Raw genomic sequence first — 22,728 nt, 5'->3', positions numbered from 1 at the left:
CGATTGTTTGCAACAAGCGTACGCAGTCTGGAGGATAGACATGGACAAGCCTACCATCGAGCTCTTCGGGTCGCCTACCCCCAACGTTTTCAAGGTGCTCATCGTACTCGAGGAGGCTGGTCTGCAATACGCGCTAAAAGCGGTGGATGTTTGGAAAGGCGAGCAGTTCGAGGACTGGTTCGTTGCGCTTAACCCGAACTCGAAGGTGCCGGTGCTCATGGATACCGCAGGTCCGGCCGGCGCTCCCCACGTCATTTTCGAATCCTGTGCGATCCTCCTTTACATCGCGGAAAAGACCAATATCGGGATTCCTCGGGATCCCCGCCTGCGGTCTGACGTGCTGCAATGGATGTTCTTCCAGGCGGCAAACCTCGGCGCGATGGGTGGGCAACTGAACCATTTCCACTTGTATGCGCCTGAGGATCAAGACTATTCCCGAAGCCGATACCGAACGGAGATGGCCCGGCTTTTCGACGTGATGGAGCGTCAGCTCTCGAAAACCGCCTATTTCGGCTCCGATTCGTTTTCGATCGCCGACATGGCGATCTATCCGTGGATCCTCAACCTGAGAGCCAAATACTCAGAGACGATGCCGTTCATCCACCCCGCCAGCCCGAACCATGGCGCACTGGCGAACTGGGTGGAGCGCTGTGCCGCACGGGCGGCCGTCCGGAAGGCGCAGGCGACATTCTTGGCGATCAAATCGACCCTTGCGATGGCCACTGCCGAAGAACGGGATCGCATCTTCGGCCGCAACGCCTTCGCGCGCGGCTAGGTCCTGCCCCAGGCTCTAACGCAGAAGATAGCCACCATCGATCGCCAGTGTGTGGCCGGTGACAAAGCTGGATGCCGAGCCGCTCAGCCAGATCACGGCATCCGCGATTTCCTCCGGCCGTCCCAGCCTGCCCATAGGGTAGGCGGGGGTATAGCGGTCGCGCATCGTCTGGACGTCGCCGGCATGAGCAAGCATCAACGGCGTCTCCGTCGTGCCCGGCGCAACGGCATTCACGCGGACGCCGCGTGGCGCAGCCTCGAACGCGGCCGCCTTCGTCATTCCGATCACGGCATGTTTGGAGGTCGTATACTGAAGCGCCCCGGGGCCGGTGGTGAACCCCATGATAGAGGCCATATTGACGATCGTACCACGTCCGGCGGTATACATCGTTCGCAAGGCTTCACGCTGGCATAGGAACGCACCTGTAACGTTGAGGTCGAGCACGCGGCGGAACTCGGCCTCGCTCATTTCGTGGGCCTCGCAGGCCTGGCCGCGGATGCCCGCATTGTTGAACAGATGATCAACCCGGCCCCATCGAGAAAGGACCGCCTCGAAGGCGGCAATCACCTCCGCCTCACTGGTGACGTCGAGCTTCAAGGGGAGCACCTGGCCATCTGCGATCGCGGCCGCCGTTTCGCCAGCCGCCGCCATGTCGATATCAGTCACCGCTACCCGGCATCCCGCCCTTGAAAAGGCAAGCGCGGTCTCCCTTCCAATGCCCGAACCCGCGCCTGTGACAAACGCGACAGCGCCTTGCTCAATCATCGTTTCATTCCTCCCAAACTTGTCCTTTTCCGCAGGGTGGCGCAAAACCAAGCTCCGACCTGACCAGCCCCAATGAGCAGCCGTGACATCGTCAATTCAGCCAGTCCGACCGCCTCGCAAAGCCAAGCCCGGCACAAAATCGAGTCGCGTTCTCGCGGTTCTGAACCTCTTCTCGGTTGAGGCGCCCGTATGGACGGTAGAAATGATGGCGGGTCCTATCGGCGCTGCGCCAGCCTCGGTCTATCGCTATGTGCGCGATCTCTGCGATGCCGGGTTTCTGATCCAGGCCGCCGGCGGTGGCTATGTGCTCGGGCCGCGCTTCATCGAACTCGACCGGCAGATAAAGATAGCCGATCCGCTGCTCGGCATCGGGCCGAGGGTGATTGAAACCCTTCGCGGACCCGAGGTTGGCGCGCAGCTTCTCTGCAGTTTCTATGGAACGCGCGTGCTTTGCGTCTATCAGGACCGCGCCGACGAGCGGATCACGATGAGCATGGAGCGCGGCCGGCCGTTTCCGCTGTTCATCGGCGCGCCCTCGCGCATTATTCTCGCCTACCTGCCGGCGTACCACCTCAAGAGCCTGTTTCTGAGCCACAGCCAGGAGATCGAACGAACGGGCCTTGGCGCAACCTGGCGCGAATTCAACTCGCGGCTCAAGGCCATCCGCAAGCGCGGCGTCTATGTCGGCAGCGAGATCGATCCGGAACTGGTTGGCGTTGCTGCGCCCATCTTCCGCACACCCGGAACTGTCATAGCCAGCCTGTGCATGGTGCGCCTCCGGTCCGAAGTGGACGACACCGTACTGTCGGTCCTCGAGGAAAAGGCTCGTGTGGGCGCGCACTCCATCAGCGAACAAATCCAGGCCGGCGAAGCGCCCCTCACCGTACCCGCCTACGCTGCCGCTCATCAGCCACGCTAAAGCATGTCATGATCTTTCAGATTCACTCCGCAGGCTTTAGCTCCTTGATTTTGCGCATATCCTTATCCCGAAACCGCTACTCCCTTTCGGGAGACGTGCGCTAACGCAGGGGCGAAAAAGCGGTCGGAACCAGAATGCGATTCTCCATCTCCGCGATCATGGGCGTGCAGACGCGCAGGTATTCCTGCCATTGCGCCTTGCCGGCGAGTTCGGTGCGACGCCTTGCGCGATCGTCCAGGCTTTCATAGCCCCACATATGAACGATTGTGCTCAGCGCACCGATCTCGGTTGTAAAATAGCCGATCAGGTTGCCCAGGACCTGCTTTTGCAGGTCGAGCCCCATGGCTTCGTATTTCGAGAGATATTCAGGCAGCTTTCCGGCCTGAATGCGGTAGATTCGTTCCTCGACAATCATCTTGAAACTCCCTCAGTCGAGCAGCAGGCGGGCGGCTTCGGTGGCCGGCATTCCAACTCTGACGCCCTTGGTGGCCGCCAGGTGATTGACCGCGCTGATGACGCCATCGAAATAAGTGCTGTGCCCGTCGCCCATCCGCGCGGTCAGGGCATCCACTGACGCGCCCGCAATGCCAGCCTCCGCGGCGGGCTCCAGCGCGGTGATCCCGGAATCGTTCTTGCCGATGCCGCCGTCGGAACAGATGAAACCCCATGGCGCGGAATCGACGATGTATCCCACCACGCTTCTTCCCGTATGCCCCGCCGTGCAGAGAACATTTCGCCTACGGTCCTCCTCGCGCGCGAAGGCGATGGAATCCGTGCACACGATGCTGCGGCCGTCTGCGTTGGTGTGGATGACCTCGCGTCTTTCCTTGTCGGCGAAGCGGTCGGTGGCGTCCCTGCCTCCGAGTTCGTGCAGCAAGGCCGCCGCAGCAGCCACAGTCATTCCGGGCCTGAGGCCCAGTCCCTCGGCGAGCTCGTTCACGCGGCTGACGATGCCGTTCTCATAGAGGTCAGTGCCGTTGCCCATCTCTGCGGTCCGCACGTCGGCGGCGGCCGCGGGTATGTCGAGCGCCTCGTAGAACCAGAGGCCCGCGACGCCTGCGCCATCCTTGCCGATGGCGCAATCGAGCCCGATCGCGCCGCGCGGCCTGGACCGCGCGATCATTCGCGCGCACAGGACACCCGCATAGGACGCGGCGACGACCACATCCTTCGATGCGCTCTCATCGCCATAATGGCCCGGCACGAAGGTCGCCGAATCGAATGTCAGGATACGCCCGCGCTCCTCATCGCGAACGACGCGGATCGCGTCACCCAGTTTTGCACCCGCAGCCATCGATCGTCTCCCAAATTTGCCGTCGAAGCGCTATACCGCCATATTGTGCAATTTTGCAATATGTGAGAATTGGCTTCGATTGCGTGGGAGAGGTCGGTGAGCGAAATCGGGATTGCTGACGAGTATGATGTCGTCGTCATAGGCGCCGGGGCAGGCGGCATGGCCTGTGCCGTCACTGCTGCCGTCCGCGGCTTGTCGGCTATCGTTGTCGAGAAGGAACCGGTGTTCGGCGGCACCACTGCCTATTCCGGCGGCTATCTGTGGGTTCCGGGCCATCCCAAGGACGGAAAACCTTTTGATCCCGAAGAGATTGAGGCCGCCCGCGCCTATATGCGCCATGAGGCCGGCAATGCCTTCGACAGCGACCGCACGGACGCCTTCCTGGCCAATGGGCGCGGGATGGTCGAATTCTTCGAGGCCAATACCGAGGTGCAGTTCGTCGACGCGCCGGCCTTTTCCGACTATCATCCCGATGCGCCGGGCGGGCGGGCGGGCGGACGATCCATCCTCACCGCTCCGTTGCAGGGGCAGCGGCTGGGCCAGGACATCAAGCGCCTCCGTCCGCCGCTCTCGACCATCACCTTCGTGGGCATGATGTTCAATTCCAGCCAGGAGGTGAACCATTTCTTCAACGTGACGCGGTCGGTGAGATCGGCCTGGCACGTGACAAAGCGATTGGCCGCGCACGGTCGGGATATGGCGCTGCACCGGCGCGGGATGCGGCTGACCAGCGGTAACGCGCTTGCCGCGCGCCTCGCCCTGAGCGCCGCACGCTATGGCGTTTCCATCCTCACAGACAGCCCTGCTCGTCAGTTGCTAAAGGACCACGGTCGCGTCGTGGGGATCGAGGTCGGCACGCCGGAAAGCCCGCGCGTCATCCTCGCCAGAAGGGCCGTCGTGCTGGCCTGCGGTGGCTTCCCACAGGATCCGTCGCGGCGGCAGGCCACGTTCCCACATGCTCCGACGGGACACGAGCACGTTTCTCCAGCGCCATCCGGCAACACGGGCGATGGTCTGCGGCTCGGCGAGGCGGCAGGTGGCGCAGTGAGCACCGATCTTCCCAACGCCGCCGCCTGGATACCGGTATCGCGTGTGCCGAAACGTGGCGGGGGCCATGCGGTGTTCCCCCATCTGATCGATCGCTACAAGCCCGGCGTCATCGCCATAGGGCCTGATGGGTGGCGCTTCGTCAACGAGGCCAATTCCTATCACGATTTTGGGCAGGCCATGATCCAAGCCGCCGGCGGTGGCGATTGCCATGCCTGGCTCGTCTGCGACCACAGGGCGTTGCGCAAATACGGTCTTGGCTTCGTCAAGCCATTCCCCTTGCCGATCTCCCATCACCTCCGGTCAGGCTACCTGATCAAGGGTCGCACCCCTCGCGAACTCGCGATGGCGGCGGGCTTCGATGCGAAAGTCTTCGAGATCCAACTCCAATCCTTCAATCGGGAGGCCCGTCACGGGCGAGATCCTGAGTTCGGTAAGGGTGACACGGCCTATAACCGCTTCCTGGGAGATGCGAGTCACAAGCCCAATCCGTGCGTGGCTCCGCTCGAGCAGGGCCCGTTCTATGCGATCCGGCTCGCCTTGGGCGATCTAGGCACTTTTGCCGGACTGCGCACCGATGCCAAGACGCGGGTGCTCGATGCAAAAGGCGATCCCATTCCCGGTTTGCACGCGGTCGGCAACGATGCGGCCAGCGTCATGGGCGGCGCCTATCCCGGTGGAGGCATCACGCTCGGTCCTGCGCTGACTTTCGGATATATCGCCGGCAACGTTCTCGCCGACAATCCCTGAGTCCTGCCAAGACAAGATATCGGAGGACAAGCTCATAAAACTCGCAAGCTTTCGCGCCCCCCCTCGGAAACCCGACATTCGGCCTGCTGATCGAGACCGGCAGACAGGATCGGCTTCTCGATCTGGGAAAGCGGCTTGGCGGCGTCGCCACACTCCGCGGCCTGTTGGCGCGGGCCGACTGGACGAGTATGATTAAGGCAGTCGGCACTCCGGACACAGACTACAACGTCGAGGAGGTCGCATTTCTTCCGGTCATTCCCGACCCCGACAAGATCCTTTGTATTGGCATCAACTATGCGAGCCACGCGAAGGAAACCGGGCGCGATACGCCCGAACGGCCCATGATCTTTACCCGTTTCGCCAATTCCCAAGTCGGTCACAAGGGCGCGATGGTCCGTCCTCGGGTTTCCGAGCGGTTCGATTTCGAGGGCGAGCTTGCCGTCGTGATCGGCCGATCGGGGCGATACATCGAAGCCGGCGACGCTCTCGATCACGTGGCCGGCTAAGACTGCTGCAACGACGGCAGCATTCGTGACTGGTAGCGGCACAGCACACAGTTCACACCCGGCAAGAACTTTCCCGCCACCGGCGCCCTCGGGCCGTGGATGGTGACCCCTGACGAGGTCGGCGACATCAGGACCCTGTCCCTGGCAACCACGCTCAATGGCTAGGTGATGCAACAGGCGACCCTGGACGACCTCATTTTCGATGTACCGGCGCTCATTGCCTATTGCTCCCAGTTTACGATGCTGGAGGCCGGAGACGTCAGTATCACAGGTACGACCGGCGGCGTCTGCGCCTTTCGCGAGCCGCCCGTCTGGCTGAAGCCAGGGGATGAGGTTTCTGTGTCGATCGACCGGATAGGCAGGCTCACAAACGGCGTTATCAGCGAGAGCCTGGCTTAACTTCACACTTTGGCGCGAAACGCCGCTCCAATGTTGTCGCTTGGCACTTGCACGCAAGAATGCGATCATTTTTCCTTGAGAAGGCAGTTAATTATGAGAATTCGTGCATTGATATTCTCAAATTAACTGCATCTCTATGGAATCCCGTTCGCGGGACGCGGTGATGAAGAATGGCATTTCATGCGCGGTCCGTGCGGCGCAAGCGTGCGTTACCGATGTGCACACTCGTCAGCCGCATTCTCGGCTTTGGGGTAATGGAACGATCGCGTCATCCGACGGGCAGTTCTCTCGGGTGAGCGCAGAACCTTCCGCGATATCCTCAACTCGCGGCAGATCTCCTTGATCGTTTTCCCCCGGACCAGCGAAAGCCGACGTATCTTCGCTATCGTCTCCACAACCAACATCCAAAACAAATGCCCCCGATGAACCTGAAGGCAGCGTGACAACCCTGCGTTACAGAGGGCCTTTTTGGACGCCGATCACCCCTTAATTGGAGTGCGCCCCTGCGGGTGGACACTGATCAGGGTGCTGTTTTGCCAGTCTGCCGGATGTGTTGATCCTCGAATTGCTGCGGGCTCAGATAGCCGAGCGCGGAATGAAGCCTGCGTTTGTTGTAGACCTCCTCGATGAAGCGGGGAAGATGGTCGACAACCTCCTCGAATGTTTCGAAGGCCATCGGATAGACCGCTTCGACCTTCAGCGTTTTCATGAAGCACTCCGCGTTGGCATTGTCGTAAGGATTGCCTCTGCGACCCATCGCGCCGATCAGACCTTGGCCGTGAAGAAGCTGTCGGTAGAGTTCGGCCGCATATTGCGAGCCGCGATCGGAATGACGGATGCAGTCTGGTGGTGGCTTTCTGCGGTCGATGGCAGTTCTCAAGGCCGTAACCGTCAGGCGTGCATCGATCGACCGGCCGATGGCATGGCCGACGATCAGGCGCGACCAGGCGTCCACAATGACGGCGACATAGATGAAGCGGGTCGGCAGCGCGACATAGGTGATATCGCTGACCCAGAGCTGGTCCGGACCAGTAGGAGCGAGATCTTTCGCCAGGTTCGGGAAGATCGGACCGCCATGATTGCTGTCGGTGATGGCAACGAAGCGCCGCCGGATCCTGGGCTGCAGATCGTGCTCGCGCATCAGGCGGCGGATCTTCTTATGGTTCACGACAATGCCCTGCTGGCGCAGGGCTGCGCCGACACGGCGGTAGCCATAGAACTCGAACTCATCGCAGATCGTGAACATGGCTTCCACGATTGCGGTGTCGTCGGCCGGCTTTTGCGGATGATCATAGCAGGTCGAGCGCGCGATCTCCATCAGCCCGCATCCTTCGGTGACGGAGATCCCGTGGGGCCGGTGATCACGGATGTAGTCCCGCTTCTGGGCGGCGGTGCGCTTTTCAGAGCCCCCTTTAGAAACTCCAGCTCCAGAGCCTGCTTGCCGACCAGCCGCTCAAGGGCGGCGATCCGGGCTTCGTATTCCTGGATAAGGTCGGCCGCCTGCGCATCGTCATCGAAAGCGCCTTCCTCATATTTCCGCACCCAGACGCGGATCAGGTTGCGGGTGACATCGTGCCGTTTCGCCAACCCGTGAAGCGTCTCGCCTGACAGATACTCCTGCGACACCTGCCGCTTAAATTCGATGCTGTGCGTACGATTGGAGTGCGCCCCAGAGGGCGGACACCGGTCAATGCTGCGATGGAGAGCTTCTTCTCGTCCATAGAAAACCGAGCGGACCGCCCCGCAAGGTCTACAGGACGAGGGATGACGACAGGGCGGATGTGTTCGACTACATCGAGCGCTTCTACAATCCTGTTTCATAACACCCATCTGTCTATGCCGTCGAAGAGAAGAGGTTTTGTTGATCGGGATGCGATCCCGCGGGGTATTTGGCGTTCCGCCGGGCGCGATGAACGATTCGTTGAGCGGCTGGCTCGTCAAGCGTTGATCGGCTGAAGATCCACGGGCCATCCGGCAAGGGATGAACGCCTTTGATCTCGCCCGCTTCGGCGGCGACCTGGAGCGTCTTCGACGCCACGCCGAGAAGGCGGGCCGCCTTGTTCAAATTGAGACATGGCTCTGTTCCGTCGGCCGCCGGCCGGAAGACCGGAATCTTGTGATGGGATCTGAGTGCAGTGACACGCTCGCGTGTCCATCGATTGCCGTGACCGGTCACCAGTCCGTCCGGTTGAGGATGCCGGCAATCAGATCATCCCTGGCGATGAGCACCAGTTGGCGGACGGCCGCAATGATATCGGCGGAGGTGCTGTTACGCTGCCCGCGGCGGCGCTTTGGTAGGCGCAGTTCGGTATGGACACTGCCAATCCAATGAACCAGCAGAATGATCTGCGAGGCTGCGTCGTCGATATCGGCGATCACCTCGTGGATGAGGTGCGCACGCTGCGCTTCTTGAGCCTCGCCTCTGTCGTCGGCGCCGACCAGACAGCCCGTAGATCTTCGGCGAGCGCTGCGATCTGCATTGCCGACAGAGCTGACGGTTGCGGTGTCGAGGCGTCGTGCGCACCAATCCTGCGCTCGATCTCACCGACAAGGGTGAGCGCTCGGTGGTCCCACCGCAACTCCAGTTCCGCCGCGACCAGCCGGTTCTCGGGATCGGCAGCATCATATTGCCGGAATGCTCGATCAGCGGCATAACGCGCCGCCTCCAGATCCCGTGTCAGTGCGTCGCGGACCTGGTCGCGGCGGCTGGTCACTTGCGTCTCAGCCTCGACGGCCGCCGTAATCGCACCCGGCTCGACGACCTGCAGAAGCGCTTCCTCAATGGCGTCATCGACGCGCAAGCCGCCAAAGGCAATGCAGCGCGGTTCGGCATTGTCCATCCAGCCGCGACTGCAGCTGTAGCGGGAATCTGGTGCTTCGTTCCCGAGTAGCGGAGCGTCAATTTGCGCCCGCAGCGCCGGCAACGGATCAGCCCGGCGAGCGGCGCACTGCCGTGCTTGGGCGCGCCATGATGCCGACTGGTGGGCACATTGCTGCTGACCATGGTGCGGATCGCCTCGGCCTTCCCCCAGATGACATACCCCTCATGAGCGTTCGGCATCAGCGCCAGCCAATCGCCCCGCGCCTTGCACCGGGTCTTTGCGCCGGCAGCACCATAGCTCATTGCGGAGGAAGTCTTACCATAGGCATAGGCGCCGCCGTAGATCGGGTTCTCGATCATCCGGTGGATGGTCGCATAGTTTGGGCGTCGCCAGGCAATATCTCCGCTGTTCTGCTTTACCGGCAGGTCGAGATCATGCTCATGGAACCAGAGTAAGGCCTGCCGTGCGCTGCCAAGCTGGACAGCCTTGTCGAAGACCAGTGTGATCGCCTCCTGCACGCGGCGATCCGGGTCCTTCTCGAAGTGGTCGCCCGCCTTCACGAAGCCGACCGGGGCAGCGACAATGAGATCGCCGCGCCGGGCCTTCTGGTAGCGGGCGGACAGGGATCGTTGGCGCAGAAGATCGAGTTCGTACTCGTTGAGGCTGCCCTTCAATCCCAGAAGCAGCCTGTCGTTGCCCTGACGTGGCGCGTAGACCGTCTCCTGGTCGACCAGCACGGTATCGACCACGCGGCACATCTCGATAAGCTGCTGCCAGTCACGGCTGTTGCGAGCGAAGCGCGAGACTTCCCGCGGCGCGACGGCGCCGACCTTGCCGAGGCAGACCTCGGCCACCATCCGGTCGAAGCCAGCGCGCGCGACACCGCCGGCCGCCGAGCGGCCAAGGTCGTCATCGACCGTCTCGATGCGAGACCAGCCGAGCACCGTCAGACGGTCGCGCATCGCATATTGCAGGGCGCTGCTCTCGCGGCTGTGCAGAACCTGATGGGTTGAGGACTGCCGCACATACAGGATCGCCTTGCGCTCCAGATGATGCGGCCTGATCTTCTCAGACATCATGACCCGCCTCCTGTCGTTCCGGAGCGCCGCCGCCGTCGGCATGGTCGAGGATCAGGCGGACCATCAACTTCGTCAGCGCCTGGCACGCCTCGCAAGGCAGCGCCTGCCATTGCGGCGTCTGCCCCGTCTCGAGGGCATGCGGATTGGAGAACAGATCGAACTGGTATGTCTTGGGCTGGCGCGGCATGGACATCTCCCCGATTCGCGTCGTGAGAGCCCGATGCTGCACTCGAATCCCGCACTTGCGATGGAGCGCCGGAAACAGCCGCTACGTCCTGTGGCTGCGTCGCCAAGGCAGCGAGCGCGGCGAGATCGACACAGGCAGCGGTACCAACCCGCCATGTAGCGCGGGCCGCCTTATCGTACATCCAGGCCGGAACCTCCAGCCAGCGATCGGACGCCCAACCGGAGACGGTGCAGCGGAAAATCTCTCCGCCGCCTTTCCCGATCACTTCATGGACCAGGCATCCTGTCCACGGATGCCACGGATAAAGAAGCTCGCGTTCCTTGGTCCCGTGGGCGTTCCGTTGTCGTTTTGTACAATCCCCGACGGAGGCACTCGACGCTGGGCTATCTGAGCCCCGTGGAGTTTGAGGAACACGCTATGTTAGCTTAACCTCGTGCCCGAAAAACCGGCAGCAGGCCACCATTGGACCCGTTTAGAACTGGACAGCTAGTTTGGCGTTGAAGCCATGCTCCTTAGCCTCGGAGGCGATTTGCCCCTGGTACGCCAGGCCGACGGTGGCTCGCGCGGTAAGGTGCATGTCAAACCCTGCCTCGATCAGTGCAGCATCCTCCGCAATCGGCGTTCCCTTGACGTCGAAGGCAGTACCTCCGGAATAGGCCAGGCGAGCCTCCGGCGTCACGTCGCCATAGGCATGCAGCCAGCCGATGCCGCCGTGCGCGGTGGCAGACATGGAGCCCAGTTCGAAACCGGACGACGCGCGAAGTCCGAGCGTGCTGAACGCGGTATCGGTGGATCGATCGGAACCGTGCAATGCCGCGGTCCCTCCCTTTTCCTGGAAGCCGTCCGTGTCGAGATGGACATAGGCGAGGTTCGCATAGGGTTCGAGCGCCACCGCAGCGGTGTCGATTCGATAGCCGAGTTCGCCGAACGCCTGGAATGTACCGGCATCGTAGCCAGACGATAGTGTATCCGAGAAGCCCGTGAAGGCGACTGCGCGCCGGGTATCGAGACGATACCACGAATAGGCGAGACCGGAACGGAAGCCGAGCCTTTCCCATTGCGTGCCTGCATAGGCGCCGAGATGGTAGTTGTTGCTGGAGCCCGACGACGATCGGCCGTCGATATCGAACGAGGTGCGGCTGTAGCCGGCGAGCAGGCCAAGCCGCCAGGTGTCGGCGACGAGCGCATCCGCTCCGGACAGGAAGCCGCCGGTGGAGTAGTCGAGACGCTCTGTCCCGCCGTCGCCGTCCAGGTGGCCCCAGGCCCCGAAGCCGCGGCCCCAGACCGCAAGCTTGTCCGTCGTCGCGGTAGCAGTCTCCATTTGGCTTGAACCGGGGGTAGAGACCAACGCCGACGAGGCGCCGACACCGGCGAATGCGGCGCGGATGCGTTCGCTGGCGGCATCGCGAACGAAATGGCTGTCCTCGATCAGGGCGCCGCTCGCCGAAGCATGCACTTCGCCGGAAAGAAGGTCGAACGCTGACCGGGACTCCCGCTCCGTCAGAAACAGGACATTGTCGTAGATGGCATGGCCGGAACCGAGGGCTTCCGTCGCGGTCGCCACGGATTTCTGGTTGAACGTGCCCCCGACATCGGCAAAGGCCACCTTGCTGCGGTCGACGTCGAGATAGACGTTGTTCGCATCATAGGCGAGACCGAAATCGATGAAAGGCGAGTCGGTATAAAGATCGCCCGTCAAGCCGCCATAGGCGCCGCTGACGCCTTGGGCAGCGGTCAAAAGCGTGTAGCGCGTATCGAGCGATAACTGCCCGGCACCCTCGCGGACAAGGTCAACGTTGGCGCCGTCATCGATGGCCGCGCCGCCGCTGACCGCGATGCGGCCGGTGGCCTTGTCTAGCTCCGCGCCCGGGGCGATGCCTGCCAGATAGATCGATCCGGCCTGCTGGACGAAGTCACCGTCGACCGTGAGCACCGGGGCAAGCTTGACGGGGTCGTTGACGCTTCCCGGCGCGACCGTGCCGCCCCGAGCGACGGTGAGCCCGCCGAAGACGCCGACGCCGGCCGCGACGCCGCCCTGCTCGACCGTGGTCTCGGCCGCCACCTTGCCGTCATTGGCGAACAGGCCCGAGACCGAGACCTTGCCGGCGAGCGTGCCCGTTTGGGAAAGCAGCAATGCCGCCCCGGAGCCAACCGTCGTCAATCCGGTAAAGGAGTTTTGACCACTCAGGGTCTGCATGCCGCCGAGCACTGATAGTTTTCCGCCCGCGTGCTGGCCGTCGGCGCCGATGTCGCCGATACTGCCGGCGAACGTGTCCCTCGCGTCGGTCAGCACCAGGGTGCGATCGAGCAGCAGGACCTCGCCGCTGCCACCCAGGCTGCGAATCCGCGTATCGTTGTAGGCGTCGGAAACACCCCATTCCTTCAGGAAGTTTCCCTTTTTCTGGAGGTCCAGGGTGCCATTGTTGACCACCCTGACGGAGTTCTCGATGCTGCCAGGGCCGGTAAGCTCGACGCTGGCCCCCTTTTCTATCAGCGTCTCTCCCTCGTAGGTGTTGGTCCCGGAAAGGCGGACATTCGCATTCTTCGCAATCTCCAGGTCGCCCGTGCCGGAAATCGCACCCGCGATGCCGAGGTAGCCGACATCGACATCATGCCCCTGTTCATCCTTTGCAGGAAATACGCTTCCCATTTCCGGGGTGATCTTGGTCAAACCTGGCAGTGAACCGCTGGCGGCGTCGGTGGAAAAATTGTCGGCCGTGACGAAATAGGACGTGAAAGCCGTTGCGCTATTTTCGAGGTCGTACATCACGGATTGCGATAAGAAAAAATCGATGCCTGATATAAAATTTATATAGTCGGCAGATGTATTCTCTTCATCTATGGATACGACGATATTTTTCAGCGTAACCGGATCGCCATTCGGCGCGGATATCGTCAGAGCCTCCAGATAATACGTGCCGGGAGAATTCTCGTTCTCCTTGAATTCGACACCCGATCGCTCGAGCGAAGAAAATTTAGACTGGCTCAAGAGAAGGGTTCCGCCCCCCGGCGTACCGGTATCGAGCAGGGCCGCGACCTCGTCTTCCCTGACAGCGTTTTCGTCGTCCCCGTCCCCGAAGCCCAGGCTATAAGCTCCTTCGTACTGCATGGACGCGTTCGCTTCCGATCCCGGAAAGATTTCCGGGTAGGTCTTCTTGTCGTCGTCGCTCTTCTGTCCCCAGTGGGCGAAGGACATATATTGAGCGCGAAGACTTGGATCGAGATTCACAATGACACAAGGGGAGCAGCCCGGCGTCGCTTCATTCGTGGCGAAGCCGGTATTCCCGTTGGCTGCCACGATGTAGCCGCTTGTCGTGGCGCCGCCGATCATGCTGGTTTTCACGCTTGTGCCGATCAGATAGTCGCCGGCGCCGAACGTTCCTGAAAATCTGCCGTCCTCGTCGGCGGGCTTGCCACTCTCTATACGATCCCGAGCATCCAGATCCGCATAGTAATATTTCTCTCCGAGAGGATTTCCATAGAGGTCCGTTGTATTTTCATTCGTCACAGGATCTTTGGTCAGGTTCAATACCAACCCTTCGGGGTCTCTGTAATCCAAAGTATAAATTATATCATCAATCCTTCCGGCCTCATATTCCCTTTCTCCAAGTATTGGCAAGGTTATGGCCTTGGATTGATCGTCCAGAGCTTTTGGGTCAAGGTAGGTCAATCGATCGAAAGTAACTTTTTGGATCAGGTACCCATAGTTTGAATCACCGTATGCATAGACATATTTCGGGCTTCCCGCGATCGATTCGACACCCGTGACTTCCGGACCGATCTGCGTATTGAACTGGTCCGATCCCGTATCGAACACGTATCGCTGAGCCTGGCCATTGTTGATGGATGTCCATATGCCAAGCCGGCTGACATAATGTTGGCTTTCGCCCGTGCCGTTGTCGGCCGTGTCATAGACGTATTCCAGGGGAATCCTGGTAGGCTCGTCGGCGAGTGCCGTGGTTTTCCAAAAGACAACGGTGCCAGCGGCGAGAAGCGCGAAAGGCAAGATCACGGTCGACATGGCGGTGGTCGATTTCAAGGTTGTGGAAGCGGGTCCGCAGGCGCCTGAAGGCCATATTGCGGTTGCCCGAACCAACGCCCGTGAAGTCAGGTGCCCGTCACAGACCATTGCGGGTTTCCTCTCGCGAGATGCGGTATTCCTCAAAATCTGCCGTCATTCCGCATCGTCCGTGTCACCGGGGTCGTCGACGAGGCAACCGGCGCCATGACAGCCCTGGTAGTTGCCATGCACGTCGAAGTTCGGCTCGCCTTCCCTGTCGAACTGAGGCGTGTTGTCGACCGTCTGGTCTCCGGCATCCGGGTTGTCGACCAGACAACCCGTGCCATGGCAACCATTGTACCCGTCATTGTAACGATAGTTGCTCGTCGTATGGGCATGCTGCCTGTGCTTGTCGCTGGCCATGCCCTCGACCAGAGCGCCCAGAACGGCGCCCGCCACCACCGAACCCGTATCATGGCCCCGGTCGTCATACATGCGCGCATGAGGATCGAAGTCGTCGCCGCGGCCGTAATGATAACCGCCGACATCGGCAAAAACCGCCGAGCAGCCCTGAGCGACCCAGATGTACTTGCTCTTCGGGTTGTAGCCCCAGGTGCGGTTGAGGATGCACGGGCTGCTCGATACCTGATGGATCAACTGGGGTTTGCTGAGCGGCCCGGCCCAGCATTCGTCATACTGATAGTGCCTCGACTGACACTCCACCGTCGCCCCTGCCTTGGCTTCGGGGATCGTCCACGGCGCAGTGCACGCGAGTGCAACAATCGCAACGTATCTGAGCATGACCTATTCCTCTTTGTTCGACCCTGATCCTGGACGTCAGTCGTTGATCGCAGTGATTCTGACCAGGTTGGCGTCGCCGACGCCGGAAAACCAGATTTCTCCGTCGCCGATGCAGACACCCTGCCAATTCGCGAAAAGCGTCGCATAGGATTGTTTGGCGACGGCCTGCTTCACCTTGGCCGTGACGATCTTGTCATAATCCGCAACGAAGTGCGCGGCGTCCCTGATCTTCACCGCCTTGCCGCCGATGCGCGCCTGAAACGGGTAGTCAACCATCGCGGCGACGGCCGCCTTGTCGTCGGACGCCACCGCCTTTTTCAGCGCGTCGAAGAAGTTCTGATACGGCGCATGCCCGCCGAAGAGTTCGTCGAACGCTTTGTTCACTTCGGCAACGCTCTGGGCGCCAACGGATGCGGTTCCCGCCACCGCCACGACCGCGGCCACGATGATTGCCAAGCCTACCTTACGCATGATCTATCCTTGTGCTTGAAAACGACGATCGAAGAACGCCATCGCAACCCTGCAAGATTTGCGAGGCAGGCTTCAGCCGGGCCGGCAGCACGAGGGTGATCAAAGCCTCCGACCAAGCAGGCATCCGGAAATCCCGTGATTTTCAAGTTCCCTGTCTGATCATCAACTGCCGATGACGATAGCGGCAAAATTTCCTGCCGGGTTGTCCGGTGCTTCCAGTTCCGTGGCACGGTTACGCGGAGAACAAGATCCTTGCGGGATTTCATGACGGAAAGTTCGATCCAGAGGATCTATTTGGAACGCTGTTCCGAAGCAGGGTGGTGTTTGCTTCCTCGCTTGAGGTTCGTCTCCTTGCAGGCGGTTAGCACACAGGGCCCCGTCAATGCCAAGTGCCCAGGTGCGCAAGCGGAGAAATTGCGGCGATTTCCTGCAAATATGCTTATTTCTTGTCATGTTCCGAAAGTCGCGCGGGAATCCGCCGCAGTCCGGGCTTTCGGAAAAGCCTTGTCACCTCAAGCCGTTACGCCTTTTGATTTGCGTCACTGTCGCTTATAGGTGCTTTATCGTTGTGTATGGGGGGCATGCCTTCGCAGCAGGCCGCCGCGCAGCCCGGGCAAGCCAAACGAAAAATGTCGAGCCTACTCAAAAGTGTTCCCGACTCGTGGGGTGCAAAGTTCGAAGGAAGCAGCGGCGCGGTCACACGGACCCAAACCGGTCCGAACGCGATAGAATTCACAGCCGCCGCTCATATGGCCCTGGTGTTGTTCACGCCGCAACCGGACCGCGAGATTGCGCTCAACAGCGATCGGAAATCGAGTTTCCTCGCCCCGGCCGGAAGCCTTGAAATCATTCCCGCCACAGCCGACTTTTTTGCCAGATGGCATTCGCCCAAGGAAAATCTCCTTCTGGCGCTTGGCCCTCACCAGTTGAACAGCCTCGCCGAACTGGAGTTTCAACGCTCCGATTTCGAGCTTCGACCTCCCAAGGAGGGCTTCATCGACGAGAAGGCTCGTATGATCGCACAGATGATCCGCGAGGAGTTCAGGAAGGAAGCGCGGCTCAACGATCTCTATCTCGACTCGCTGATCACCGTGTTTTCCACGCATCTACTGCGCGACCATTCCTCTCTTCAGCAGCTGCCCGTCGCATCTTACCGCGGTGGCCTTTCCACCCGGGTGTGGAAGGATATCGACGAATACATCCATGCCGGAATTTCGGATGATCTTTCCATCGAGAAGCTGGCTCGGCTGGCGAACCTCTCGCCCAGCCATTTCCTGCGCGCGTTCCGGCAAACGACCGGACAACCTCCGCATCAGTATATACTGACCCTTCGGCTCTCCCTGGCGGAGCGCATGATCGTCGAGACCGACACACCATTCGCCCAAATTGCGAAATTGGTGGGCTTCGCAAGCCACAGCCACATGTCGGCCACGATGAAACGACACAGATTGGTGGGTCCGAGCGACTTGCGTCGCCGGACTAGAACCAGCATTACAGTTGCGTTTTCAGAGGATTTCTGAATCCATGGGGTTCCATAATTCGGAGATGATGGATGACGGGATTGGCGATCGGGGCGACGCTCTATCTTTGGGCGTCTTCGTTGCGAGATGTGAAGACGCGTATGCGGCCGTTGTTCCGGCAAGCAAGAGTCGCGATCTCGGCTGGACAGTTTCTGGATGGCCTGCTTGGTGAGGAACGCCGCAAGACCGGGTGGATGCGAGCGGAAGCCGCCGGGGGGTGAGCTGGAAAAGCAAACGATCCGGTGAATCGTTTGCCCGGCGAACGGCCCGTGGCGGCAACAGGCCATTCTCGGCCGCGGGCATTGGGATGCAGATGCTGTGTGCGGCATCGTGCGCGATTACGCGTCGGAGACGCTGGCCGATCCTGATGCGGTGCTCGTCATCGATGAGATCGGGTTTCTCAAGCAGGAAGGCCTCATGCGGGGTCGGTCGGCAATACACGGGCTCAGCAGGCAAGATCACCAATTGCCAGATCGGTGTGTTCGCATCCTGTATGTCGCGGCACGGTCATGCCTTCATCGACCGGGCGCTCTATCTGCCGAACGCCTGGACGGATGACCGGGACCGTACGGACAGGACCCATGTGCCTGACAATGTTGGCTTTGCCACCAAGCCGGCGCTGGCGCTCGCCATGATCGAGCGAGCCATCGCGTCGAACATGCCCTTTTCCTGGGTTGCAGCCGACAGTGTCTACGGCGTCGGCGATATCGGAATGGCACTTAAACGCGCTGCCAAGGGCCATGTGGAGTTCCTCGACATTGGCACGAGCAACGGCATCTGGGGCAACGAATTCGGGTACGGAATGATGATCGGCGGGCGTCAGGAAACGGTGACCCGTCTTCTCCCAATCTTCGAGACCCTCGCGCCATCGCCGAGTACGGGCTGGGGTCTGGTCGGCCGCCACGGCTCGGGCCACTACATCAAGACTGTCCACAACGGTATGGAGTACGGCGTGCTTCAGGCGCTGGCGGAGGGCTTCGCGCTCATGCAGCACAAGAAGGGACTCGACATTCCGGCGATCATCAAGCTGTGGAACGGGGGCAGTGTCATGGGCTCCTTGAACTCGCCAGAAAGGCCCTAAAAGGTCTCGCATTTTTTGCGACCGCAGTCCCCAATCCGCATCTGCAATCGTCACAGTATCAGGAGACATATCGATATTGGCCGGCGCGGTCGGCGGTCTTCGCAAAATTGCCGTGAAGGAGCCGGGTAGGTGGGGATCGAGGCAGGGCAGGAGCGCATTGGAGAAGCGGTTTCCCACGACTTCGTGCGGACCGCGCTCGCAGCCCAGTCGGGCATGTGGCCGGAGGTGCGGATCGAGTTTGGTGATCTTGAACCGGGCTGGATCACGGCTGAGAGGCTTTTCGCCAGTGATACTGCGATCGACGAATATCTCGACTATCAAGGCTCCTTTCACCGCTGCGCTGACCGCAAGACCTGCGCGGCGGCCATGGTGGTGGACTACTGCTACATTTTCTCGATTGCGACTGTCCCGCTCTTCGCCGGCTTGGGATCGTCGCCGACCTGTCACCCTCCCAGTTCGCGCTGCAATTCTATACCGCGCCGTTGGAGCATGACGGCCGCGTCTTAGAGGTGAGACGCGCCCATGTCCGCCATCTGTCCCCCGCTTTCTGTGCGGGCGGCAAGGGCAATACTTTCGGTACCGATACGACGGCACTGCCGGACTTCGACCGGTGCGAAGTCTATCGCCACGCCGCAGAGGCGCATCTTCGTCCGCTTGTCACCCAACTCCACGCCAGGACTGGCCTGCCGCGCAACGCGCTTAGGCGTCTGGGCGCGGATGCGATCGCCGGCCGTTTCCTCGACGCCGGCCGGCGCTTTGATCGGCTGGAGCAGTCCAAGGCGTTGGCCATGACCATCCTCAAGCAGCCCGGCTCCCCGCTTTTCAATCGCCAGCTCCACTATTTTGACCTGACGTTGCGCGACGAGGGGCAGCGCGAACTGCTGTCCTGGACGTTTCGCGCGCGGGGCGGCTGTTGCCGCTTCTACACCGTGGAAGGCGGCAAATTGTGTTCGACCTGCGTTTTGAAGAACGCGGCCGAGCGCGACAACGAACTGCTGGACGCAATGCGCCGCCGCTTCGGTTCGCCAATCGATAGCGCAGCCTGAGTAAACTTGATATTTAGACGCAAGTTTTTTCAAGGCGACAATCCCAAACCGCGATCCGTGATCGTCACAATGGTGAGCGGATAAAAGAACCCGCTCGAAGTGATCGACTGCGGCGGCTTGAACGCCGCCAGAACGGGGGTTGTAGTGGCTGCACTGGGACTGACGACAACAAAACCCGGGAATGTGCCCGGTCGGTGGAGTTCCGCCCTTCTCGCCGGCACCATACTGGCTTTCGGCTGGACAATTCCGGCCGCCGCACAAACCCCAGCTCCCGCGCAGACCGCACAACAATCCATTACCGTTCCCGCCGGCCCGCTAACCCCGGCTCTCAATCGACTAGCAGCGCAGTCGGGTCTGCAAATTCTGTTCGATGCCGACCTCGCTAGCGGCAAGTCCACGCGCGGCGTCAGCGGCAATCTCACGCCTGCCCAGGCGCTCGACGCCGTCCTGGCCGGGACGGGATTGAGCGCTCGCTTCGCCGGCGGCAGTCAAGTCGTGCTCGGCATCAACACCGCTTCTGCCGACAGCGTTGCCTATACCACCGGCGAAGATGGAGCGACGATACTCGATCCTATCGTCATATATGGTGCCAAAAACGCAACGACCCTCGATGCTACGACCGCGAGCGTTGGCATTGTGACCGCCAAAGACATCGAGGACGGCGAAATCTGGAATACGCGGGGCAGCTTTCGGCGGCTTGGGAATGTGCAGGCCAGCGCAACGGTCAACTCCGGCTTTGTCATTCGTGGCATGAGTTCCGAAGGCTTCGTGCCTTCCGGCGGGCCGGCCGGCTCCCTCTATTTCGATGGCATTCTCCAGACCCGCTACAATTCTCGTTTCGGTGCGAGGAACCTCTGGGATGCCGAGCAGGTCGAGGTCTACCGCGGCCCGCAGTCAACGCTGTCTGGCCGCGCTGCCATGATCGGCGCGATCTACGTGAAGTCCAAGGATCCGACCTTCGATAAGGAAGTTGAACTGTCCGGCACTGTTGGCAGCAATGATCTGGTGGGAACTGGCTTCGTCGTGAACACGCCTGTTGTCGAGGATCAGGTTGCACTGCGCATATCCGGCGCGTTTGAGCGTTTCGAAACGGACGTGGACTACTCGAACTTCCAGCGCTACGCCGGTTACGACAAGCTGATCACATACATCAGCGGCACAATCCGCGCCAAGCTTCTCATCACCCCGACCGAGATGCCGGACACGCGCGCCCTGCTGACCTATTCTTACTCGAAGGACCGACCGAACGACCGGCTGGTCGGCCTCTATGACGGGCGCGGCGACTTCAACAACAACCCGGATACCTATACGGAATTCCGGGCCACGGAGGTCCACAATGCCGGCCTGGAGATCACGCACGATTTTTCCGATGCGCTGCGCTTCACCTCGTTGACCAGCCTGTCATACGGCATCAACGAGCGCAGTTCTGTCGATGCGGACACACCTGGTTACGTCACCGGCATCTGGGGCACGGATGACGACTACATAGCCACCCAGGAGATGCGCCTGAACCATAAGGCCAACCGCTGGAAGTGGGTGGCGGGAGTGTTCGCTAGCCGCCAAGTCTTCAAAGGCGCGTCGCATTTCATCGCCGAGCCCTACCCTGACTATTATCCGGGCCTGATCTACCAGCTCGACGACGACCAGAACCGCGAGACGTCGAATCTGGCGATGTTCGGCGGGGCGACCTACGAGTTCGCGCCGACCTGGTTCGTCACCCTAGGGGGAAGGCTCGACTATCTCGAGGAGTCGAATACGGAGCTGAACTCCCAGGTCGTGTACGGCAAGCCTAGGTGCCATGCTGCCAATGTCGGGGCCGCAGGCCCAGGCGGGCGAGGCGGCCCTGGCCGGCGCCAAAGTCGCGATCGAAAGCTTCAACAAGGCGGGTGGGATCGGCGGCCGGCCGGTTGAACTCACTGTCGCCGACGACAAGGGCAACGCCCAGGGCGCAGTCGCGGCACTGCGCGACCTGGAAGGCAGCGGCATCAATCTCATGATCGGCGGCGCACAGTCGCCGATGGCGCTCGCGATCATGCCGTTGCTTCCGGAATCGAACATCGCCTGTCTCGGCAGTGCGTCGGCCCTGTCGGTCACGCACGAGAATTTCTCGCCGAATTTCTTCCGGACCCATCCGCATGCGGGCATGATCTACCGTGGCCTCGGGCAGGTGCTTGGCGGGAAATTTCCGGACGTCGGCAAATGGGCATCGATCTGCTTCGACTCACAGGCTGGACGCGATGCCGCAGCGGCGTTCGAGGCTGGCGTTCGCCAGACATCGAAGGCCGAGATCAGTTTTGCCGCGCCCGTGCTGGTCAGTCCCACGGCGCCGGACTTCAAGATCGAGATAGGCCAGTTCATGAACTCGGACATCGAGGGGCTCTATCTCGGCATCCTGGTCGGGCCGGCGATTGCTTTCCTGCAGCAGGCGCGTTCGGTCGGATTGACCAAGAAGCTGAAGGTCATCGGAGAGGGCGGCACGGATCTGGTAATCGCGCGAGCCATGAAGGAGAACACGCCGGACAACATCTGGTCGCCCGGCGCCTGGTATCCGAATTCGGAACCGTTCACGTCGAACGCATTCAGCCAGGAAGTCTATCGGCAATATGTCGCGATGACGGGCGACAAGTATCCTGTCGGCCTGACCGCCAGCATGGGGCATCGCCCGATGCTTGGGCTGCTGGAGGGAATCAAGAAGGCGGATTCGACCGAGACCGTCAACGTGATCGCCGCGCTCGAAGGCCTCACCTACGACACCATGACCGGCCCATACACGATCCGCAAGGAAGACCACCAGGGTCATGGCATGGCGGTCGTCGGCAATCTTGGGCCGGCGCCCGACGAACCCTTCTACAAGGTGAGCAATGTCACGGTCTACGACGAGGCAGCCGTCCTCGAACCGCCGGCACCGGGCGAGCCCTACAAGATGTGAGGCGGCATGGGCGAGGGGCGAGGGCACACCGCTGCCTTGTTCCGCTCGGCTTGAGCGGGCTCCTCGCACCAAGGCGATGCGTTCACGCAGGCAAGTGCCAGTCGAATGGCGATGAAAGGAAGACTGGATGAGCCGCTAGAGCCCGGAGACGAACGATAGCACCTTTGTCGAGCCGTCGCCGTTCCCGAAAGCCGCAGCGGTCGCGTGGCGGTGGCATGCCGAGCACGACATGCCGCAAGACGAACAGTGGATTGGCCCGACGCCTCGAGGCGCCCGACGCAACCGATCAACCGCGAACGACTGACGATGCGGCATCATACTACAAATGGAATCTACG

The 22,728-nt window shown here is 61.1% G+C and carries 22 protein-coding genes and 5 pseudogenes; 14 read left to right on the top strand and 13 right to left on the bottom strand.

The annotated features are described in order from the left end of the window. The first annotated feature begins 40 nt into the window (after positions 1–40). Positions 41–775, top strand: coding sequence for a glutathione S-transferase family protein (locus ACSBOB_RS32260; RefSeq protein ID WP_442580085.1), 735 nt, complete (start codon positions 41–43; stop codon positions 773–775). Positions 776–790: 15 nt separating this feature from the next. On the opposite strand, the gene ACSBOB_RS32255 is transcribed toward ACSBOB_RS32260, so the two are convergent. After that, the gene (locus tag ACSBOB_RS32255; RefSeq protein ID WP_442580084.1) at positions 791–1,540 is read right to left on the bottom strand and encodes an SDR family NAD(P)-dependent oxidoreductase; all 750 of its coding nucleotides are present in this window, start codon (positions 1,538–1,540) and stop codon (positions 791–793) included. Positions 1,541–1,745: 205 nt separating this feature from the next. On the opposite strand from ACSBOB_RS32255, the gene ACSBOB_RS32250 reads away from it, so the two are divergent. Continuing rightward, positions 1,746–2,459 carry an IclR family transcriptional regulator gene (locus ACSBOB_RS32250; protein WP_442580083.1) on the top strand — a complete coding sequence of 238 codons (714 nt, stop codon included), beginning with the start codon at positions 1,746–1,748 and terminating at the stop codon, positions 2,457–2,459. A 100-nt stretch (positions 2,460–2,559) separates the two neighbouring features. Here the strand turns inward: ACSBOB_RS32250 and ACSBOB_RS32245 are convergent, their stop codons facing one another. Both ACSBOB_RS32245 and ACSBOB_RS32240 read right to left on the bottom strand, forming a co-directional pair. After that, positions 2,560–2,874 carry an NIPSNAP family protein gene (locus tag ACSBOB_RS32245; protein WP_442580082.1) on the bottom strand — a complete coding sequence of 105 codons (315 nt, stop codon included), beginning with the start codon at positions 2,872–2,874 and terminating at the stop codon, positions 2,560–2,562. Positions 2,875–2,886: 12 nt separating this feature from the next. Beyond that, positions 2,887–3,753, bottom strand: coding sequence for a hypothetical protein (locus tag ACSBOB_RS32240; RefSeq protein WP_442580081.1), 867 nt, complete (start codon positions 3,751–3,753; stop codon positions 2,887–2,889). A gap of 159 nt (positions 3,754–3,912) precedes the next feature. Here ACSBOB_RS32240 and ACSBOB_RS32235 point away from each other — a divergent pair, with 159 nt between their 5' ends. From ACSBOB_RS32235 to ACSBOB_RS32225, 3 genes and pseudogenes are all read left to right on the top strand, one after another. Beyond that, positions 3,913–5,550, top strand: a complete 1,638-nt coding sequence (locus tag ACSBOB_RS32235) for an FAD-dependent oxidoreductase (protein ID WP_442583899.1) — start codon at positions 3,913–3,915, stop codon at positions 5,548–5,550. Between the two features lie 188 nt (positions 5,551–5,738). After that, positions 5,739–6,455: pseudogene (locus ACSBOB_RS32230) on the top strand (fumarylacetoacetate hydrolase family protein). A gap of 190 nt (positions 6,456–6,645) precedes the next feature. Continuing rightward, positions 6,646–6,753: pseudogene (locus tag ACSBOB_RS32225) on the top strand (Tn3 family transposase); the annotation flags it as partial. A gap of 222 nt (positions 6,754–6,975) precedes the next feature. On the opposite strand, the gene ACSBOB_RS32220 reads toward ACSBOB_RS32225, so the two are convergent. Together ACSBOB_RS32220 and ACSBOB_RS32215 are read right to left on the bottom strand one after the other, a co-directional pair. Continuing rightward, positions 6,976–7,800 carry an IS3 family transposase gene (locus tag ACSBOB_RS32220; RefSeq protein WP_442583898.1) on the bottom strand — a complete coding sequence of 275 codons (825 nt, stop codon included), beginning with the start codon at positions 7,798–7,800 and terminating at the stop codon, positions 6,976–6,978. Then, positions 7,773–8,081, bottom strand: a complete 309-nt coding sequence (locus tag ACSBOB_RS32215; RefSeq protein ID WP_442580080.1) for a transposase — start codon at positions 8,079–8,081, stop codon at positions 7,773–7,775. The genes ACSBOB_RS32220 and ACSBOB_RS32215 overlap by 28 nt, the downstream gene beginning before the upstream one ends. Before the next feature lie 63 nt (positions 8,082–8,144). On the opposite strand from ACSBOB_RS32215, the pseudogene ACSBOB_RS32210 reads away from it, so the two are divergent. Continuing rightward, positions 8,145–8,278: pseudogene (locus ACSBOB_RS32210) on the top strand (IS3 family transposase); the annotation flags it as partial. An 11-nt stretch (positions 8,279–8,289) separates the two neighbouring features. Here the strand turns inward: ACSBOB_RS32210 and ACSBOB_RS32205 are convergent. The 5 genes from ACSBOB_RS32205 to ACSBOB_RS32185 are packed head-to-tail and all read right to left on the bottom strand — an operon-like array spanning position 8,290 to position 10,543. Continuing rightward, positions 8,290–8,631 (bottom strand): hypothetical protein, encoded by a 342-nt coding sequence (locus tag ACSBOB_RS32205; protein WP_442580079.1) that lies wholly within the window; start codon positions 8,629–8,631, stop codon positions 8,290–8,292. Further along, positions 8,628–8,834: a hypothetical protein gene (locus tag ACSBOB_RS32200; protein ID WP_442580078.1), complete on the bottom strand. Its 207-nt coding sequence runs from the start codon at positions 8,832–8,834 to the stop codon at positions 8,628–8,630. The genes ACSBOB_RS32205 and ACSBOB_RS32200 overlap by 4 nt, the downstream gene beginning before the upstream one ends. After that, on the bottom strand, positions 8,831–9,169 hold the full coding sequence (locus ACSBOB_RS32195; protein WP_442580077.1) for a hypothetical protein: 339 nt from the start codon (positions 9,167–9,169) through the stop codon (positions 8,831–8,833). Before ACSBOB_RS32195 ends, ACSBOB_RS32200 begins: the two co-directional genes overlap by 4 nt. After that, positions 9,166–10,356 carry a recombinase family protein gene (locus tag ACSBOB_RS32190; protein WP_442580076.1) on the bottom strand — a complete coding sequence of 397 codons (1,191 nt, stop codon included), beginning with the start codon at positions 10,354–10,356 and terminating at the stop codon, positions 9,166–9,168. Before ACSBOB_RS32190 ends, ACSBOB_RS32195 begins: the two co-directional genes overlap by 4 nt. After that, positions 10,346–10,543, bottom strand: coding sequence for a hypothetical protein (locus tag ACSBOB_RS32185; protein ID WP_442580075.1), 198 nt, complete (start codon positions 10,541–10,543; stop codon positions 10,346–10,348). The genes ACSBOB_RS32190 and ACSBOB_RS32185 overlap by 11 nt, the downstream gene beginning before the upstream one ends. 351 nt (positions 10,544–10,894) lie before the next feature. Between ACSBOB_RS32185 and ACSBOB_RS32180 the strand changes: the two are divergent. Continuing rightward, positions 10,895–10,972, top strand: a pseudogene (locus ACSBOB_RS32180) (IS3 family transposase); the annotation flags it as partial. A gap of 43 nt (positions 10,973–11,015) precedes the next feature. Here the strand turns inward: ACSBOB_RS32180 and ACSBOB_RS32175 are convergent. The 3 genes from ACSBOB_RS32175 to ACSBOB_RS32165 form a co-directional block, all read right to left on the bottom strand. Further along, positions 11,016–14,564 carry an autotransporter outer membrane beta-barrel domain-containing protein gene (locus tag ACSBOB_RS32175; protein WP_442580074.1) on the bottom strand — a complete coding sequence of 1,183 codons (3,549 nt, stop codon included), beginning with the start codon at positions 14,562–14,564 and terminating at the stop codon, positions 11,016–11,018. Positions 14,565–14,717: 153 nt separating this feature from the next. Continuing rightward, positions 14,718–15,344: a DUF3011 domain-containing protein gene (locus ACSBOB_RS32170; protein WP_442580073.1), complete on the bottom strand. Its 627-nt coding sequence runs from the start codon at positions 15,342–15,344 to the stop codon at positions 14,718–14,720. Between the two features lie 36 nt (positions 15,345–15,380). Next, positions 15,381–15,788, bottom strand: a complete 408-nt coding sequence (locus ACSBOB_RS32165; RefSeq protein WP_442580072.1) for a hypothetical protein — start codon at positions 15,786–15,788, stop codon at positions 15,381–15,383. A 608-nt stretch (positions 15,789–16,396) separates the two neighbouring features. Here ACSBOB_RS32165 and ACSBOB_RS32160 point away from each other — a divergent pair. The 7 genes and pseudogenes from ACSBOB_RS32160 (at position 16,397) to ACSBOB_RS32130 (ending at position 22,391) form a co-directional block, all read left to right on the top strand. Further along, positions 16,397–17,335, top strand: a complete 939-nt coding sequence (locus tag ACSBOB_RS32160; RefSeq protein WP_442580071.1) for a helix-turn-helix domain-containing protein — start codon at positions 16,397–16,399, stop codon at positions 17,333–17,335. A 32-nt stretch (positions 17,336–17,367) separates the two neighbouring features. Then, a pseudogene (locus tag ACSBOB_RS32155) lies at positions 17,368–18,173 on the top strand (IS701 family transposase); the annotation flags it as partial. 102 nt (positions 18,174–18,275) lie between these two features. Then, a complete protein-coding gene (locus ACSBOB_RS32150) occupies positions 18,276–18,416 on the top strand; it encodes a hypothetical protein (RefSeq protein WP_442583897.1) in 141 nt (46 codons plus the stop codon). A gap of 129 nt (positions 18,417–18,545) precedes the next feature. Then, positions 18,546–18,923 carry a hypothetical protein gene (locus ACSBOB_RS32145; protein WP_442580070.1) on the top strand — a complete coding sequence of 126 codons (378 nt, stop codon included), beginning with the start codon at positions 18,546–18,548 and terminating at the stop codon, positions 18,921–18,923. A 281-nt stretch (positions 18,924–19,204) separates the two neighbouring features. Then, on the top strand, positions 19,205–19,462 hold the full coding sequence (locus ACSBOB_RS32140) for a (2Fe-2S)-binding protein (protein ID WP_442580069.1): 258 nt from the start codon (positions 19,205–19,207) through the stop codon (positions 19,460–19,462). Positions 19,463–19,606: 144 nt separating this feature from the next. After that, positions 19,607–21,373: a TonB-dependent receptor domain-containing protein gene (locus tag ACSBOB_RS32135; RefSeq protein ID WP_442580068.1), complete on the top strand. Its 1,767-nt coding sequence runs from the start codon at positions 19,607–19,609 to the stop codon at positions 21,371–21,373. Then, positions 21,270–22,391 (top strand): ABC transporter substrate-binding protein, encoded by a 1,122-nt coding sequence (locus ACSBOB_RS32130; RefSeq protein WP_442580067.1) that lies wholly within the window; start codon positions 21,270–21,272, stop codon positions 22,389–22,391. Before ACSBOB_RS32135 ends, ACSBOB_RS32130 begins: the two co-directional genes overlap by 104 nt. Positions 22,392–22,728 lie beyond the last annotated feature (337 nt).

Origin of the sequence: Mesorhizobium sp. KACC 23794 (assembly GCF_052180275.1) — a bacterium.
GTDB lineage: Bacteria > Pseudomonadota > Alphaproteobacteria > Rhizobiales > Rhizobiaceae > Kumtagia.
This window is presented reverse-complemented; position numbering and strand designations above follow the sequence as displayed.

Excerpts from the sequence above, each read along its gene's own strand:
- ACSBOB_RS32250 (WP_442580083.1), top strand. The coding sequence starts at position 1,746 with ATGGCGGGTCCTATCGGCGCTGCGCCAGCCTCGGTCTATCGCTATGTG.
- ACSBOB_RS32150 (WP_442583897.1), top strand. The coding sequence starts at position 18,276 with ATGGAGTACGGCGTGCTTCAGGCGCTGGCGGAGGGCTTCGCGCTCATG.
- ACSBOB_RS32185 (WP_442580075.1), bottom strand. The coding sequence starts at position 10,543 with ATGCCGCGCCAGCCCAAGACATACCAGTTCGATCTGTTCTCCAATCCG.
- ACSBOB_RS32160 (WP_442580071.1), top strand. The coding sequence starts at position 16,397 with ATGCCTTCGCAGCAGGCCGCCGCGCAGCCCGGGCAAGCCAAACGAAAA.
- ACSBOB_RS32130 (WP_442580067.1), top strand. The coding sequence starts at position 21,270 with ATGTCGGGGCCGCAGGCCCAGGCGGGCGAGGCGGCCCTGGCCGGCGCC.
- ACSBOB_RS32190 (WP_442580076.1), bottom strand. The coding sequence starts at position 10,356 with ATGATGTCTGAGAAGATCAGGCCGCATCATCTGGAGCGCAAGGCGATC.
- ACSBOB_RS32140 (WP_442580069.1), top strand. The coding sequence starts at position 19,205 with ATGACCATCCTCAAGCAGCCCGGCTCCCCGCTTTTCAATCGCCAGCTC.
- ACSBOB_RS32245 (WP_442580082.1), bottom strand. The coding sequence starts at position 2,874 with ATGATTGTCGAGGAACGAATCTACCGCATTCAGGCCGGAAAGCTGCCT.
- ACSBOB_RS32240 (WP_442580081.1), bottom strand. The coding sequence starts at position 3,753 with ATGGCTGCGGGTGCAAAACTGGGTGACGCGATCCGCGTCGTTCGCGAT.
- ACSBOB_RS32175 (WP_442580074.1), bottom strand. The coding sequence starts at position 14,564 with ATGTCGACCGTGATCTTGCCTTTCGCGCTTCTCGCCGCTGGCACCGTT.
- ACSBOB_RS32260 (WP_442580085.1), top strand. The coding sequence starts at position 41 with ATGGACAAGCCTACCATCGAGCTCTTCGGGTCGCCTACCCCCAACGTT.
- ACSBOB_RS32235 (WP_442583899.1), top strand. The coding sequence starts at position 3,913 with ATGGCCTGTGCCGTCACTGCTGCCGTCCGCGGCTTGTCGGCTATCGTT.
- ACSBOB_RS32255 (WP_442580084.1), bottom strand. The coding sequence starts at position 1,540 with ATGATTGAGCAAGGCGCTGTCGCGTTTGTCACAGGCGCGGGTTCGGGC.
- ACSBOB_RS32170 (WP_442580073.1), bottom strand. The coding sequence starts at position 15,344 with ATGCTCAGATACGTTGCGATTGTTGCACTCGCGTGCACTGCGCCGTGG.